Origin of the sequence: Streptomyces sp. NBC_00353 (assembly GCF_036108815.1) — a bacterium.
GTDB lineage: Bacteria > Actinomycetota > Actinomycetes > Streptomycetales > Streptomycetaceae > Streptomyces.
The window spans coordinates 8,188,429-8,203,118 of sequence record NZ_CP107985.1 but is presented as its reverse complement, the minus strand read 5'-3'; the positions used below and the strand labels follow the sequence as shown (position 1 = coordinate 8,203,118).

15 protein-coding genes and 1 pseudogene are annotated in these 14,690 nt (G+C 69.0%); 5 read left to right on the top strand and 11 right to left on the bottom strand.

Features of this window, described 5'->3' with window-relative positions:
* Nucleotides 1-71 precede the first annotated feature (71 nt).
* The 3 genes from OHA88_RS36985 (at nt 72) to OHA88_RS36975 (ending at nt 1,891) form a co-directional block, all read left to right on the top strand.
* Complete coding sequence (locus OHA88_RS36985; protein WP_328628700.1) at nt 72-716, top strand: TetR/AcrR family transcriptional regulator; 645 nt, start codon at nt 72-74, stop codon at nt 714-716.
* 40 nt (nt 717-756) lie between these two features.
* Nucleotides 757-1,269 (top strand): DinB family protein, encoded by a 513-nt coding sequence (locus OHA88_RS36980; protein ID WP_328628699.1) that lies wholly within the window; start codon nt 757-759, stop codon nt 1,267-1,269.
* A 166-nt stretch (nt 1,270-1,435) separates the two neighbouring features.
* A complete protein-coding gene (locus tag OHA88_RS36975) occupies nt 1,436-1,891 on the top strand; it encodes a hypothetical protein (protein ID WP_328628698.1) in 456 nt (151 codons plus the stop codon).
* Here OHA88_RS36975 and OHA88_RS36970 read toward each other — a convergent pair.
* The 10 genes and pseudogenes from OHA88_RS36970 to OHA88_RS44725 form a co-directional block, all read right to left on the bottom strand.
* A complete protein-coding gene (locus OHA88_RS36970) occupies nt 1,879-2,334 on the bottom strand; it encodes a hypothetical protein (protein ID WP_267008171.1) in 456 nt (151 codons plus the stop codon). The genes OHA88_RS36975 and OHA88_RS36970 overlap by 13 nt on opposite strands.
* Before the next feature lie 250 nt (nt 2,335-2,584).
* Complete coding sequence (locus tag OHA88_RS36965) at nt 2,585-3,268, bottom strand: uracil-DNA glycosylase (protein WP_328628697.1); 684 nt, start codon at nt 3,266-3,268, stop codon at nt 2,585-2,587.
* Between the two features lie 77 nt (nt 3,269-3,345).
* Complete coding sequence (locus tag OHA88_RS36960; RefSeq protein WP_328629878.1) at nt 3,346-4,926, bottom strand: ABC transporter substrate-binding protein; 1,581 nt, start codon at nt 4,924-4,926, stop codon at nt 3,346-3,348.
* A gap of 118 nt (nt 4,927-5,044) precedes the next feature.
* Entirely contained in the window at nt 5,045-5,800 is a 756-nt protein-coding gene (locus OHA88_RS36955; protein WP_328628696.1) for an SDR family oxidoreductase, read from the bottom strand.
* 20 nt (nt 5,801-5,820) lie between these two features.
* Nucleotides 5,821-6,582 carry a 3-oxoacyl-ACP reductase FabG gene (gene fabG, locus OHA88_RS36950; RefSeq protein WP_267006316.1) on the bottom strand — a complete coding sequence of 254 codons (762 nt, stop codon included), beginning with the start codon at nt 6,580-6,582 and terminating at the stop codon, nt 5,821-5,823.
* Nucleotides 6,583-6,784: 202 nt separating this feature from the next.
* A complete protein-coding gene (locus tag OHA88_RS36945; protein ID WP_326602398.1) occupies nt 6,785-7,168 on the bottom strand; it encodes a DUF3037 domain-containing protein in 384 nt (127 codons plus the stop codon).
* A complete protein-coding gene (locus OHA88_RS36940; protein WP_328628695.1) occupies nt 7,165-8,079 on the bottom strand; it encodes a HipA family kinase in 915 nt (304 codons plus the stop codon). The genes OHA88_RS36945 and OHA88_RS36940 overlap by 4 nt, the downstream gene beginning before the upstream one ends.
* Nucleotides 8,080-8,222: 143 nt before the next feature.
* On the bottom strand, nt 8,223-9,221 hold the full coding sequence (locus OHA88_RS36935) for an IPT/TIG domain-containing protein (RefSeq protein ID WP_328628694.1): 999 nt from the start codon (nt 9,219-9,221) through the stop codon (nt 8,223-8,225).
* Nucleotides 9,222-9,374: 153 nt separating this feature from the next.
* On the bottom strand, nt 9,375-10,163 hold the full coding sequence (locus OHA88_RS36930) for an IPT/TIG domain-containing protein (protein ID WP_267006312.1): 789 nt from the start codon (nt 10,161-10,163) through the stop codon (nt 9,375-9,377).
* Between the two features lie 915 nt (nt 10,164-11,078).
* A pseudogene (locus OHA88_RS44725) lies at nt 11,079-11,162 on the bottom strand (HipA family kinase); the annotation flags it as partial.
* Between the two features lie 102 nt (nt 11,163-11,264).
* On the opposite strand from OHA88_RS44725, the gene OHA88_RS36925 reads away from it, so the two are divergent.
* Both OHA88_RS36925 and OHA88_RS36920 read left to right on the top strand, forming a co-directional pair.
* On the top strand, nt 11,265-13,418 hold the full coding sequence (locus OHA88_RS36925) for a S9 family peptidase (RefSeq protein WP_328628693.1): 2,154 nt from the start codon (nt 11,265-11,267) through the stop codon (nt 13,416-13,418).
* 65 nt (nt 13,419-13,483) lie between these two features.
* Nucleotides 13,484-13,951, top strand: a complete 468-nt coding sequence (locus OHA88_RS36920; protein WP_328628692.1) for a Rieske (2Fe-2S) protein — start codon at nt 13,484-13,486, stop codon at nt 13,949-13,951.
* On the opposite strand, the gene OHA88_RS36915 is transcribed toward OHA88_RS36920, so the two are convergent.
* On the bottom strand, nt 13,935-14,588 hold the full coding sequence (locus OHA88_RS36915) for a cysteine hydrolase (RefSeq protein WP_328628691.1): 654 nt from the start codon (nt 14,586-14,588) through the stop codon (nt 13,935-13,937). The genes OHA88_RS36920 and OHA88_RS36915 overlap by 17 nt on opposite strands.
* Nucleotides 14,589-14,690 lie beyond the last annotated feature (102 nt).

Here is a 14,690-nt window from a genome sequence, read left to right as displayed (position 1 = left end):
CTCCTCGGAACTACAGGTGTAGTGACGAACTCACCGTACTACAGGTGTAGTCGCGGCGGTAGGTTGGTCCCATGGCCACAAGCACCACACGCGCCCCCGGCACCTCCCGGGCCGACCTGATCACCGATGCCGCCCTGGCGCTGCTCGCCGAGCGGGGAATGCGGGGGCTCACCCATCGCGCCGTCGACGAGCGCGCCGGGCTCCCCCAGGGCTCGACGTCCAACTACGCACGCACCCGGCAGGCCCTGCTGGAAGCGACGGTGCGGCGACTGGCGGAGCGCGAGGCGCAGGTGCTCGCCCCGGGCGAACTCCCGATGCCGGGCGGCGAACCGGACGGCCGATTGCAGGCGGAACCCACCGAGGGCCCGGACGCGCTGGTCGCCGGTCTCGCACTGGCCCTGCACCGGTATCTGACCCGCCACCCGGAGCTGCTGATCTGCCGGTACGAACTCGCCCTGGAAGCCACCCGGCGGCCGGAGCTCCGGGAGTTCTTCGACGCGACGGGCCGCCAGTTCCGCGAACCCCTGGTGGCGCTGATGACGGCGGCCGGTTCGGCCGAACCGGAGCGGCATGCCCTGTCCCTGGTGGCCTGGTGCGAAGGGCTGATGTTCTCCTGCGCCGCAGGGTCGTACCACCGCTCCGTACCGACCGCGGCGGAGCTGCGCACCGGATTCAGCGAGCTGTTGCGCGGAATGCTGGGGACCCGCGGGCAATAACGCCTGGCCCGGACATGATCACTGATGAAGAATGCCCGGCATGACGACGCGCGAACGCTCCGAACCCGCCATCAACGCCGCCGAACGCCCGATGCTTGAGGGCTGGCTCGACTATCACCGAGACACCCTTGCGCTGAAGTGTGCGGGCCTCACCGACGCCCAGCTGCGCGAGGCCTCCGTGCCGCCGTCGGAGCTCAGCCTGCTCGGGCTCGTACGGCACATGGCGGAGGTGGAGCGCGGCTGGTTCCGCGAGGTCCTGGCCGGTGAGGACGTGAAGCCGATCTACGGAACCGACGAGGACCGGGACGGCGAGTTCCATCTCACCGAGGCGGACACCTGGGAGAAGGACGCGGCCATCTGGCAGGCGGAGATCGCGCGGGCGCGGGAGATCGCCTCGAACGTCGGCCTCGACGACCTGTCGGTCGGCCTGAGCCGCAAGGGTGAGCAGTTCAATCTGCGGTGGATCTACACCCACATGATCGAGGAGTACGCGCGGCACAACGGCCACGCCGATCTGGTCCGGGAGCGGGTCGACGGCTCGACCGGCGACTGATCCGGCCCGGGACCCGACCCGGAGCCCGACCCGCCCCCTGGCCCGCGGCGCCCCGCCGCGGGGAGCCACAGCAGCCGGGCGTTGCGCTGACCGGGGGTCACTCGTGCGGGCCAATCATGACTCCCCCGCTCCCGCGATGTGCCGCCCGCACAGCAGAGTTGCCCAGGTGCAACGAACCAGAATCGCCGTGAAGCTCCTGGTCGGGGTGGCAGTCACTGCCGTGTCCGGCTGCGTGTCCGTGGAGCCCCAGCCGGGCCTTGCGCCCCGGCCCGCGACCAGCAGGCCCGTCCAGGACCTGGCCCCCCAGATCATCCGGCCACCGGTCCGGGACACGCTGGAGGCCCTGCCGGACCCGAAGCCCTCCGAGGCGCTATCCGGCCCGGTCGCCGGGGCCCCCTCGGAGACCCGCCGCAGCGCGCCGCGCGCTCCGCAGCAAAGGCAGCATCCAGGCGTGACCGGGCACTGGCCGGGTCACGCGCCGCGCGCAATGCCTGCACCGGTCCCTGCCCTGCCGTCCTCCCCCTCCACCGGGACGGACGTCTGCGCACTCGGGCGGGGGTACGGCGGCTGGCCGGCGGGCAGCCCCCAGTCCCGGATCTGCGAAGACACCTACGGCCACTGATCCCACAGCCGCCGCTCCAGCCGCCCGATCGCTGCTCGGACCCCTCCCCCGTACCCGTCGTCCATCCCGTCGTCCGCGAGCACGTCGGAGGCCTTCCGGGCCCGGTTCAGATGGATCCAGGCAGCTTCCGGGCGCTGGAGCTTCACATAGTCCGCCGCGAGGCTGAGATGGAGCGCGGGATAGAAGGCCCGGACCGCGAGCGCGTCCCGGTGCTCCGCCGCCCGCTCGTCAGTCAACCCCTCTGCGGCGGTCAGCGCCCTCAGGTCCCAGGCCAGTTCATCACCGGGATCGTCCTGGGTGTCTGCCATGTAGTGCGCGAGCGTGCAGCGGTGAAGGGCGTCGCCGTCCTCGCTGATCTCCGACCAGATTGCGCCGAATCGATTCCGGGCCTCTTCCCGGTCACCACCGTGCAGCAGCATGATCGCCTGGCCGATCCTGGTCATGACGGCGTCCCTCGACGCCTCCTGCTGCTGCTCCGTCACCGCGGTCTCCCTCGCGCCTGCCCAGCCGATCCCGGTCGGATCCGACCGCACCGGCTGCCGCGTCGCATCCGGTCGCTGCATAGCGTCCGGTCGCTGCGTCACGCCCGATGGAGTCCGTTCGAATCCGGTCGGCTCGACGCTAGCCGCTGATGCGGGCAAACCCGCTCAGGCTCGGGCAAAGCACCCGAGCCTGTCGGGCAGGTGCCTGCGGTCAGGCCAGGTCGGGGATGCGCCAGTCGATGGGCTGGTGCCCCTGTGCCGCAACGGCGTCGTTGATCTGCGTGAACGGACGGGAGCCGAAGAACTTCTTCGCGGACAGCGGCGACGGGTGCGCGCCCTTGACCACCACATGGCGCTCTTCGTCGATCAGCGGGAGCTTCTTCTGCGCGTAGTTGCCCCAGAGGACGAAGACCGCCGGATCGGGCCGCGAGGCCACCGCGCGGATCACCGCGTCCGTGACCTTCTCCCAGCCCTTGCCCTTGTGCGAGTTGGCCTCGCCGGCGCGGACCGTCAGCACGGCGTTGAGCAGCAGGACGCCCTGCTCGGCCCACGGCATCAGATACCCGTTGTCCGGAACAGGCAGACCGAGCTCCTCCTTCATCTCCTTGTAGATGTTCCGCAAGGAGGGCGGCGTCCTGACGCCGGGCCGCACGGAGAAGCACAGCCCGTGCCCCTGCCCCTCGCCGTGGTAAGGGTCCTGGCCGAGTACCAGAACCTTCACCTTGTCGTACGGAGTGGCTTCCAGCGCGGCGAAGACCTGCTCGCGCGGCGGATAGACCGGCCCCTTCGCCCGCTCCTCCTCGACGAACTCGGTGAGCTCCTTGAAGTACGGCTTCTGCAGCTCTTCGCCGAGGACGCCGCGCCAGGACTCGGGCAGCAGGTCGGTGTCGGTCACTTCAACAACCTCCGGTACGCAAATCGGTTCTTGACCAAGAACCTACCGGGGGCCACTGACAGTCGACCGGGCAAGCCCTACCAGCTGGCCTTGCGGTACAACTCCCACATCTGCATGACCGTCTGCGGGTCCAGGGCGCGCTCGCCGCCGCCGATGTCCTCGCCCGCCGCCACGTACAGCTTGCCCTGCCACAGCGGCAGCAGCCGGACGTCGTCGACCAGGATCTTCTGGGCCCGCTCGAACTCCTTGCTGACCGCACCCCGGTCGCTCTCCTGGCGGCTCTGCGGCAGCAGATGCTGGGTGATCTCGTTCTTCACGTACGGCATACCGGTGACGGTGTCCTTGCCCACGAAGGGGGCGATGAAGTTGTCCGGGTCCGGGAAGTCCGGGAACCAGCCGCGGCCGAAGACCGGGTAGTCGCCCTTGGTGAAACCCGCCTGGAAGGTCTTCCACGGCGCGCTCTTCAGCGTGACCCTGAACAGCCCGGAGGCCTCCAGCTGCCGCTTCAGCTCATCGAACTCGGGGGCCGTCGAGGAGCCGTACCGGTCGGTGGTGAACCAGAACGTCATCGCGACGGGCTCGGTGATGCCCGCCTTGACGAGGATCTGCTTGGCCTTCTCCTGGTCCGGGTCACCGAAGCTGTCGAAGAAGCTGGTGGTGTGGCCCGCGATGCCCTTGGGCACCATGGAGTACAGCGGCTCGGCAGTGCCCTGGTACACCTTGGCCACCAAGGCGTCCCGGTCCACGAGCTGGGCGATGGCCCGCCGGACGGCAGGGTTCCCGGCGGCCGGGTCCTCGGGGTTGAAGACCAGGAAGCGGATGTCGGCGCCGACGGTCTCGATGAGCTGCAGCTTGCTGTTCTTGTCCTTGTTGTCCTCGAGCTTGACGACCTCCTCGGCGGTGAGGCCGCGGTACGTGGCGTCGATCTCGTCCTTCTGCAGCGCGTCGACCATGGGGGCGGACCCCTTGAAATACCGGATGGTCACGGCATTGTTCTTGCGGTTGGCGAAGCCCTTGTAGTTCTGGTTCTTCACCAGCTCGGCCCTGTCCCCCGGCACGTACGTGTCCAGGAGGTAGGGGCCGGATCCGGTGACCTTGCCGTCCGTGCGGACCCGGTCCTTCGGATAGTCGCTGGGCGCCACCAGAGACATCGCGGGGGTGGCCAGGACGAACGGGAAGGTGGCGTCCGGCTTGTTGAGGTGGAAGACGACCTTGTCGTCACCCACGGTCTCGACCCGGTCGAGCGAGCCGAGCAGGCCGACCGGGCCGCCCTTGACCTTGATGGTCAGGATCCGGTCGATGGAGTACTTCACGGCCTCGGCGTCGAGCTTGTCCCCGTTGGAGAACTTCAGCCCCTTCTTGACGGTGCAGCGGTAGGCCGTACTGGTCCGGTCGGTGAATGTGCAGGACTCCGCGGCGTCGGGCTCGGGGCTCGTACTGCCGGTGGGGAAACTCACCAGGGTCTGGAAGACATTGCGCATCAGCTCCCAGGAGTTGTCCCACGCCGCCGCCGGATCGAGAGTGGAGGGCTCACTCGTGGTACCGACGACTATCTTCTGATCCGCTTCCGATCCGCTGTCGGACAACAGACCGCAGCCGGCCAGCAGAGAAAGGGAAGCAAGGGCTGCAGCGGCCTGCAGCCTGGCCCGGTAGAACACGTGCACGCTCCTCGATCAGCCATGGGTCGGCAGACCATACCGCAGCGCCCCGTCGGGTCAATCCATAGGCCCGACGGGGCACTTGAGGCAATCAGGGCCAAACCGGCTCAGGCTGTGCTCAGCCCACTCCCGCGTTCAGGAAGATACCTCCGTCGACCACCAGCGTCTGTCCCGTGATCCAGTCGGACTGGTTCGACGTGAGGAACGCTGCGGCGCCACCGATGTCCTCGGGGACACCGAGCCGGCCGAGCGGATAGGCCGCGGCGGCCTCCGCCTCACGGCCCTCGTACAGCGCCGAGGCGAACCTGGTCTTCACGACCGCGGGGGCGATGGCGTTGACCCGCACGACCGGTGCGAACTCGTGCGCCAGCTGAAGGGTCAGGTTGACCATGGCGGCCTTGCTCATGCCGTACGCGCCGATGAACGGCGAGGGGGAGACACCGGCTACCGAGGCGATATTGACGATCGCCCCGCCGTTCTCCTTCTGCCAGGCCTTCCAGGTCTGCTGGGCGAAGCCGAGCGCCGAGATCACATTGGTCTCGTAGACCTTGCGGGCGACAGCCAGGTCGAGTTCCGCCATCGGGCCGAAGACCGGGTTCGTACCGGCGTTGTTGACCAGGAAGTCGACGCGGCCGAACGCCTCCATGGTGCGCTCGACAGCCGCCGCCTGGTGCGCCTCGTCGTGCGCCTTGCCGGCGACGCCGATGACCCGGTCGGAGCCCAGCTTCTCGACGGCCTCCTTGAGCGCGTCCTCACCGCGCCCGGTGATGCACACCCGGTCACCGCGGGCGACGAGCGCCTCGGCTATCCCGTACCCGATCCCCCGGCTCGCGCCCGTGATCAGCGCGACCTTCCCACTGTCCTGCACAGTCATGATCTCCGTTGCCCTTCGGGTCAGTTGAGCGGTCCGCCGGCGACGTACATGACCTGACCGGAGACGAAGCCGGCCTCCTCGCCCGTGAAGAAGGCGATGGCGTTGGCGATGTCCTCGGGGCGGCCGACGCGCTGCACGGGGATCTGAGTGGCTGCGGCGGCCTGGAACTCCTCGAAGCCCATGCCCACCCGGGCCGCGGTCTGCGCTGTCATCTCGGTGACGATGAAGCCGGGCGCGACAGCGTTGGCGGTGATGCCGAACTTGCCGAGCTCCTTGGCGAGGGTCTTGGTGAAGCCCTGCAGACCGGCCTTGACCGCGGAGTAGTTGGCCTGGCCGCGGTTGCCGAGCGCGGAGGAGGAGGACAGCGAGACGATACGGCCGAACTTGGCGTCCACCATGTGCTTCTGGACGGCCTTGGCCATCAGGAACGCCCCCTTGAGGTGCACGTTCATCACGGTGTCCCAGTCGGACTCGCTCATCTTGAAGAGCAGGTTGTCGCGGAGCACGCCCGCGTTGTTGACGAGGATCGTCGGGGCGCCGAGCTCGGCGGCGACACGCGCCACGGCGGCCTCCACCTGGGCGCTGTCCGACACGTCGCAGCCGACGGCGAGGGCGGTGCCCCCGGCGGCGGTGATCTTCTCGACGGTGTCCTTGCAGGCCGCCTCGTCGAGGTCGAGTACGGCGACGGCGCGGCCCTCGGCCGCCAGGCGTACCGCGGTGGCGGCGCCAATGCCCCGCGCCGCTCCCGTCACGATGGCGACGCGCTGCTCGGTGGTGGACATGCTTGGTTCTCCTCGCCCTTGGATCGCGGCTCAGCGGACGTCAGGAAGTTCCCGATAACTGAGCAACCGCTTAGTACCTTCAGCAGACGAGACGCTAGAAGCCCTGGCACTCGGTGTCAACGGCCCACAAGGACAGCAGCGCATGTCACACCCGTCGGCGCCGCGGCCCCAGGTGGGCAAGGCGGCGCCGACAGTTGCCGGATCACCGCACCAGCAGGTCGAGCAGCCGCTCGACCTCGGCCTCCGGATCCGTGGTGAGACCGCTGTGCACGGCACTCGGCTGAACGACCGTGGAGCGCGGGGCGATCAGCCAGCGAAAGCGCCGGCCCGCATCGTCACAGGCAGCCTGTCCTGCCGCGTCGCCACCGTCGCAGACGCCCTCGACGGCCCGCAGCGCCGCCCGCACGCCGACCACGTCGGCATGCGGGTCCAGGGCCTTCAGCTTGTTCTCGTCGAGATACGTACGGGCGGCGACGAATGACTTGGCGCGGCAGTACACCAGCACACCCGCGTTGAAGCACTCACCGCGCTCGACCCGGGGCACGACGCGCAGCAGCGCGTACTCGAAGACCTCGCGCTCGCTCACCGGCCGCCGTCCTTGCTGCTCTGCGCGGTACCGGTCAGGTCCGACCCGGTCTGCTCGGCCCCGGCCTTCTCGGCCCGATCCTTCTTGGTGGGGTGCGGCCACGGTGCCAGGTGCTCGGTGAGCCACCCCGGCGCCTGGGACGGCTTGGTCTTCGTGGGCGCGTCCATCGCGATCCGATCATGAATGGTGGCGGCGCGTGCCAGCAGCGGCTCCACATAGGCGCGGCGCAGCGCGTCGGTCGTGTCGAAGCCGGGCTCGTCGACCAGCCACTCGTCGGGCACCTCGGCGGTCACCTCGGTCAGCAGCTGTTCGGTGACGAGTGGGGCGAGCTCCGCGGCCGCGGCCGCGATGTCCGGGCCGAAGGGCGCGAGAACATGGTCGGAGGCGTTGTACGGCTTGGCGGCCGATGCCTGTGCACCCGGCCAGTTGTGGTGCCAGATCATCGTGGCGCCGTGGTCGATGAGCCAGACATCGCTGTGCCAGACCAGCATGTTCGGGTTCCGCCACGATCGGTCGACATTGTTGATCAACGCATCGAACCAGACGATCTTCCCGGCCTCTGCCGGGTCCACCTGGTAGGCGAGCGGATCGAACCCGATCGAACCGGGCAGATAGTCCATTCCGAGATTCAGCCCGCCGCTCGCCTTGAGCAGCTCCTGCACCTCCTGGTCCGGCTCCGCGAGCCCGATGACCGGGTCGAGCTGGATCGTGACGAGTTCCGGGACCCGCAGTCCCAGTCGTCGGCCGAGCTCCCCGCAGATGACCTCCGCGACGAGGGTCTTGCGGCCCTGCCCTGCGCCGGTGAACTTCATGACGTAGGTGCCCAAATCGTCGGCTTCGACGATTCCGGGCAGGGACCCGCCCTCCCGTAGGGGTGTGACGTAGCGGGTCGCGGTGACTTCTGTGAGCATTTTCCCAGGCTATCGGGCCCGGCATCCGGTCTTCACGGGGAACAGGTGCGGACCGAAGCCCCCCTTCCACCAGAACCTGGCACGAACCGTGCCTCGATGATCACGCAGGACGTACGGATTGATCCCCTCCCGCGGGCTGTGCTTCAGGTGACGTACTGGTACGGGATTCCCGAGGCCGTGCCTGCCGGGGTGCGCACGACCACCGTCACTGTGCCCGGCGCCCCTCCCGGGGCGACAGCGATGATCTGCGTGTCGGAGACGGCGGTGAACGGCACCGGAACACTCCCGAAGCGCACTTCGTCGGCGTAGGTCAGCCCGCTGCCGGTGAGGGTGACGGTGGTCCCGCCGAGGGCGGGGCCCGATGAGGGGTTGAGGCTGCTGACGGCCGGAACCGCGAGGTATGTGTAGTAGACGGTGCCCAGCCGGGGCGTGCTGGTGCCGCCCGACGTGGTGACGGTGACGGTCACCGAGCCCGATCCGCTGGGCGCGTTCGCGAAGACCTGGCTGTCGGAGTCGACAGTGACACCGGTGGCCGCAACGGCCCCGAAGCGGACCGTGCTGGTCAGAGTCAGGTTGGTACCTGTGATGGTGACGGTGTTTCCACCGGAGAGCGGGCCCTTGTCGGGGCCGAGCAGGCTGATGGTCGGGGCCGGGATGTAGAAGTACGGCAATGGATTGCTGACGCCGCCCGCCGTGGTGACGCTGACGTCTGCGGGAGCGGCCGGTGCCGTCGGCGCGGTGACGATGATCTGGGTGGCGGAGTTGCCGGTGATGACGGCAGGGCTCGTACCGAACTGCACCGAAGTGGCCGCTGACAGGTTGGTACCGGTGAGGGTGACCGTGTTTCCCCCCGAGGTCGGTCCCCGGCCGGGCGTCAGAGAGCTGAGCGCCGGAATCGCGACATAGGAGTAGGCGAAGCCGTTGCTCGTGCCCGCTGCCGCGACGACCGTGACGTTCACCGTCCCGAAGCCCGCCGGCGAGGTGGCGATGATCTGGGTGGTGCTGATCACCGTGAACGAGGCCGGGGCGGTTCCGAACCTGACGGCGGTGACCCCGGTGAAACCACTGCCGTTGATTGTTACCGCCGTGCCTCCCGCGATCGGTCCCTTGTTGGGATCGAGACTGGTCACTAGCGGGGCCATGACCTGTTCCTTCCTGGTCTCCTCAGGATGCGGCGCCCTGACTGACGTGAGTCGGCCAGGGCGCAGCGGGTTCACCCTCGGCGCTCATCAGGTCGTCCCCGATGCGAACCGGCGGGTGCTGACGACCCGTTGGCCCCGGGTGGGGCCTGGGAACTAGTCGACGGTGTAGACGTCGCCGGCGACGATCGCGGTCTGGCCGCCGGGAGTGGTTGCCCGAACGTTGTACGTGCCCGCCGCGAGTCCCGAGGGGACGGTGGCGACGAGGGTGGTGTCGGCGAAGCTCGAGAAGTCGGCCTGAACCGCGGCACCGCCGGCCGTGGGGGTGAAGGTCACGATGCTGACGTCCACCAGATTCGCGCCGGTGACGGTGGTGTCGTCACCGACCAGTCCTGATGTGGGAGCCAGGCCGGTGACGGTCGGGACGTCGTAGTAGGTGTACTGGGTGGGGGCGCCGAGCGGGATGCTGGTACCGCCGGCGGTGGTGACGGTGCAGTCCACCGTGTCGAAGCTGGCACCGCCGAAGGCGTCGTGCGCGGGGCAGGTGACGGTTAACTCGCTGTCCGAGACGACGGTCAGCCCGGTGCCGTCGCCCACGGCGCCGAACGTCACCGCGGTCGCGGTCAGCAAGCCACTGCCGAGGACGCTCAGAGATGTGGCGGTCGCAGGCCCGGTGTTGGCACTGAGAGCAGTGGGCGCCGGGGGGTCGATGTAGAAGAACGAGAGCGAGTTGCTGGTCGTGGTGCCCGCAGTGACGCTGACGTTGACCTGGCCACCGCACTGCGCCGGGATGGCGACAGTGACGGTGGTGGCGCTGACGGAGGCGGGGTTGATCTTCTTCGTTCCGAAGTTGACCTTGGTCGTGCCCGACAGGCTTGTGCCGGTCAGAGTGAGGGTGATCCCGTTGTGGCTCTGAGTGGGTGTCAGCGAGGTGAGAGTTGGCATGACGGGTCTCCTTGCGCTCGTTGTACTGCCGTGGCAGGAGTGGTGCGGCGGACCGTGAGTGGTACGGGTTCCGTGGCTTCACGGAATGTCCCGGGCGTCTCCGACGGGATGTGAAGCCGGGATGGAACCGGTGAGCCGTCACAGCGGTCGAGCGCGCAGCGGGACCGCTGTGACAGGCGATTGAGGCCTCACGAAGCCGTGAGACGCGGCATGGCGGAACGGTCCGCGTCTCACGGAGGATGTCCGGCCGGCCCTTACCGAAGGGTCGGTCATCCGAGGGAAAGCACTGGCGGATCGAGGGGTCCTGACGGGTCGAATGATCCGGGTGGTCCATCTCTCCCAATTCGATTCAAGACGATGGATGCCGGTACCAACAGAGCGCATTGAGGGTATCGGTGGTTTATGCTACTGTCATATCGGTTTCGAATTCCCCTTGTTGTGCGCCGGAGTACGCTGTCGCTCGATTCCTGCCGCAGATTGATTTCCCCAAGGGCGAATCACCAAGGATTTCCCCTTACTTGAGGCCCCCTGCTGGAGTCGTCGCGGACAGCGGCCTCAGGCAGAGAGATGTTCACGGCGATTTCGGGACATTCGTGCCCCGTATCACGCTGCTTTCGCTGGATTTCATGAACTCGAAATCACCTCTGCCGCAAAAGCGTCGGGCTGATTCAGCGAAAAGGGCAGATGGTCGGCGTAGCGGTCCACAACGGCATCGACCTCGGCCGGCACCCGGACACACGCCGCACCTGACAGCGATCCGACGCCGGAACGCCCCCGCGTGGCCGCCCAAAAGCCCGAGGCCGACCAGGCCCCTGACAGGCACCGACACCTGCCCTGCCGCAGGTCAGGATCCTATGAGCCACCGAATGGCCCATCAGAGGCCCGGGCTCGGGGCGCACTTGACGTACGTACCGGATCGTCGGCCTCGACGATGCCCGGGAACGAGCCGCCCTCAGACAGAGGCGTGGCACAGCGGGTCGCTGTGACTTCGGTGAGCATCGCCCCGGGTTACTGGGGTGCACCGGACAGGCCTGAACGGATTTCGCAGCCGGTCGAAGCAGCTGTCGAGAGCAGCCGATCACCACCAGGAGGAAAACCGAAATGACGACGAACGAAGCCGCCGGGACCAACTCCGACGGCCTGCCGCTCCAGTCCGCCCGTACCAGGCGCTTCTCGCTCGGAGTGCCCCGGCAGTTCACTGTCTCACCCGACGGCGAACGGGTGCTGTTCATAAGGACTACGGGCGGCACCGACCCGGTGAGCCGGTTGTGGCTGTACGAGGACGGCGCGGAGCGGATGCTCGCCGACCCGGCGGCTGTGCGGCGCGAGGACGGGGACGGCGGCGAGGTGCCTCAGGAGGAGCTGTCGCGCCGGGAGCGGGCCCGCGAGATGTCGTCGGGGGTGGTGTCGTACGCGACGGACGCTGGTGTCCGGATCGCTGCTTTCGCACTCCAGGGTGGGTTGTGGGTGGTGCGGACGGACGGCACCGCCCCGCGCCGGATCGCCACCGCCGGCCCGGTGGTCGATCCGCGGCCTTCGCCCGACGGCGCCTTGATCGCGTACGTCTGCGGGGGCGCGCTGCGGCTCGTACGGAGCGACGGGACGGACGACCGCCCGGCGGCCACCCCGGAGGAGCCGGAGCATGTCACGTACGGGCTCTCCGACCACGTGTCGGCCGAGTCGCTCGGACGACAGCGCGGCTATTGGTGGTCGCCGTCCGGCGATGCGCTGCTGGTGGCGCGCGTCGACACGTCCATGGTGCAGCGCAGGTACCTCAGCGATCCGGCCGATCCGGCGCGGCCGCCGCGCGTGATCGCATACCCGGCCGCCGGCACGGCGAACGCGGAGGTGTCGCTGCACCTCGTGCGGGTGTCGGGCGAACGGGTCGCGGTCCGGCTGCCCGCGGCGGCCGGACCGGACCACCCCGGGGGGACGTGGACGGACCCGGCGTTCGAGTACGTCGCGACGGCCGACTGGGACATGCACGGGCCCGTGGTCTCGGTGCAGACGCGCGACCAGCGTTCGGTGTACGTCCTGGCGGTGGATCCGGCCACGGGAGGGACCCTTCCCCTGCACCGCGCCCATGACCGCGCATGGGTCGCACTCCGGACTGGAACGCCGCTGCGCCTTCCGTCCGGGGCGCTCGTCGTTCCCGCGCAGCCGGGCGGCGACACCCAGGGGCTGGAAATCGGCGGCCGTACGACACCGCCGGGACTGGAGGTCCGTGAGGTCGTCGGCGCCATCGGCGAGCGGGTGTTCTTCACCGCGAGCGAGGAGCCGACCGAGATCCATGTCTGGTCGTACGCGGCCGGGGCGCCCGGGAACGCCCCCCTGCGCCTGACCGAGGTGCCCGGCGTGCACACGGTCGCGGTGGGCGGCCCCACGGTCGTGCTGGACAGCCGGACCCCGGAGGGACAGACGGTGGCCGTGCTGCGCGACGGCGCACGCGTGGGACGGATCGCGGTCCTCGCCGAAGCTCCCGTGGTCACCCCGCGGCCACTCGCGCTGAAGCTCGGGGTGCGGGAGCTCCGCACCAGCCTGTATCTGCCGTCGTGGCACCAACCGGGTGACGGCCCGCTGCCCGTCTTGCTCAGCCCCTACGCGGGCCACGGTCTGCAGCTGGTCCTGCCGGTGCGCAGCTGGTGGACCGCAGCCGCCCAGTGGTTCGCCGAGCAGGGGTTCGCGGTGCTGGTGACGGACGGTCGGGGCACTCCGGGGCGGGGCGAGGCCTGGGAGAAGTCGGTGCGGGGCGACCGGCTGACGGCTGTCCTGGAGGATCAGATCGACGCGCTGCACGCGGCGGCGGCACGGCACCCGCAGTTGGACCTGGGGCGGGTGGCGATGCGTGGATGGTCGTTCGGCGGCTATCTCGCAGCCGCGGCAGTGCTGCGTCACCCGGAGGTCTTCCACGCGGCCGTCGCGGGTGCGGCGCCGACCGACCGGCGGCTGTACGACACCCATTGGGAGGAACGGTTTCTCGGCCATCCGGATGTGGAGCCGGAGACGTACGAGCGCAATTCGCTGCTCTCCGAGGCGCATCGGCTGACGCGGCCGCTCATGCTGGTGCATGGATGTGCCGATGACAATGTCGCCGTCGCCCACATGCTGCGGTTCTCCGCAGCCCTGCTGGCCGCGGGGCGGCCGCACACCGTGCTGCCGCTCTCCGGAACGAGCCACCTGGTCACGCAGGAGGAGACGGCGAGCAACCTGTTGCTGCTGGAGCGGGACTTCCTCAAGAAGTCCCTGAGCCATTGAACATGCGGGCCCGGCGGCGCGTACCCCTGGTCGAAGTCATGAACACCGCGGAAGGGAAAGCCAGCATGAACGCATCGCAGGAGCACGAGGTCCGTCTCGGGCGTCGCACCGTTGTCGCAGGCGTCGGTGCAGCCGGGGTGGCAGCCGTACTCACCGCGTGCGGAAGCTCGAAGGACTCGGGCGGCTCGAATACCGTCGAGCCGGCCAAGGGTGCGACCGGCGATGGCCCGACCGGCAAGGGCGGGAACCTTCTCGCGAAGACCGCGGACATCCCGGAGGGCGGCGGGAAGATCTTCGCCGACGAGGGTGTTGTGGTGACGCAGCCGAAGTCCGGGGAGTTCAAGGCGTTCTCGTCGAAGTGCACCCATAGGGGATGCGCGGTGACGAGCGTCTCGGACGGCACCATCAACTGCCCCTGCCACGGCAGCAAGTTCGACGCGGCGACGGGCGATGTGTCGGGCGGCCCCGCCACCGAGCCACTGCCCGCCGCGACGATCACGGTCGAGGGCGACTCGATCATGCTCGCGTCGTAGCCCTTCGGGGGCTCTGCCAGCAGCCCAGCACCTCCCGCGTGGTGGTGACGGTGGCAACGAGCGCGAGCGTGTTGCGGATCATCGCGGGGGTGTAGTCGGATGGCACCCCCGCGATGGCATCGGACGGCACGACCGCCGTGTAGCCGAGATTCACCGCGTCGAAGACAGCATTGGGGATGGCGACGTTGGCGGAGACCCCGACGACGACGAGCGTGCGGCACCCGAGATTGCGCAGCAGGGCGTCCACGTCCGTGCCGGCGATGGGTGACAGGCCGTGGAGTCGGCGTACGACGATGTCCTCGTCCGCCACCTCGATGGGTGCGGCGATCCTGACCGCCGTGGTTCCGGAGTGCTGTTGTACGGGCAGTCGGCCGGCGGCCCGGAAGAGGCGGGCGTTGCGGTTGGCGCCGCGCCCGTCGGGGCGTCGTTCGGCGACCGCGTGCAGCACCTGGACTCCGGCCTCGTGGGCGGCGGCGACCAATCGGGCGATGTTGTGCAGGACGCCGGAGGTCAGGACTTCCTCGGCGAGTTCGGGCAGTGCGCTGTCCGGGCCCACGACACCCTGCTGGCACTCGACCGTCAGCAGGACGGTGGTGGCAGGATCGAGCTGCTCGGCAAGCTGTTCCCTGGGCGGCACGGCTGCCCCTCTCGGTAATTCGAGGTGACGGACCTCTCCTGACGGACCGGGCGCGCGAGGCTAACGGCCATTGCGCCAGGAGGGAAGAGGCTCCATGATTTC

Coding starts and splice junctions, on each gene's coding strand:
- OHA88_RS36985 (WP_328628700.1), top strand. CDS start 72: ATGGCCACAAGCACCACACGCGCCCCCGGCACCTCCCGGGCCGACCTG.
- OHA88_RS36980 (WP_328628699.1), top strand. CDS start 757: ATGACGACGCGCGAACGCTCCGAACCCGCCATCAACGCCGCCGAACGC.
- OHA88_RS36970 (WP_267008171.1), bottom strand. CDS start 2,334: ATGACCAGGATCGGCCAGGCGATCATGCTGCTGCACGGTGGTGACCGG.
- OHA88_RS36955 (WP_328628696.1), bottom strand. CDS start 5,800: ATGACTGTGCAGGACAGTGGGAAGGTCGCGCTGATCACGGGCGCGAGC.
- fabG (WP_267006316.1), bottom strand. CDS start 6,582: ATGTCCACCACCGAGCAGCGCGTCGCCATCGTGACGGGAGCGGCGCGG.
- OHA88_RS36940 (WP_328628695.1), bottom strand. CDS start 8,079: ATGCTCACAGAAGTCACCGCGACCCGCTACGTCACACCCCTACGGGAG.
- OHA88_RS36935 (WP_328628694.1), bottom strand. CDS start 9,221: ATGGCCCCGCTAGTGACCAGTCTCGATCCCAACAAGGGACCGATCGCG.
- OHA88_RS36930 (WP_267006312.1), bottom strand. CDS start 10,163: ATGCCAACTCTCACCTCGCTGACACCCACTCAGAGCCACAACGGGATC.
- OHA88_RS36925 (WP_328628693.1), top strand. CDS start 11,265: ATGACGACGAACGAAGCCGCCGGGACCAACTCCGACGGCCTGCCGCTC.
- OHA88_RS36920 (WP_328628692.1), top strand. CDS start 13,484: ATGAACGCATCGCAGGAGCACGAGGTCCGTCTCGGGCGTCGCACCGTT.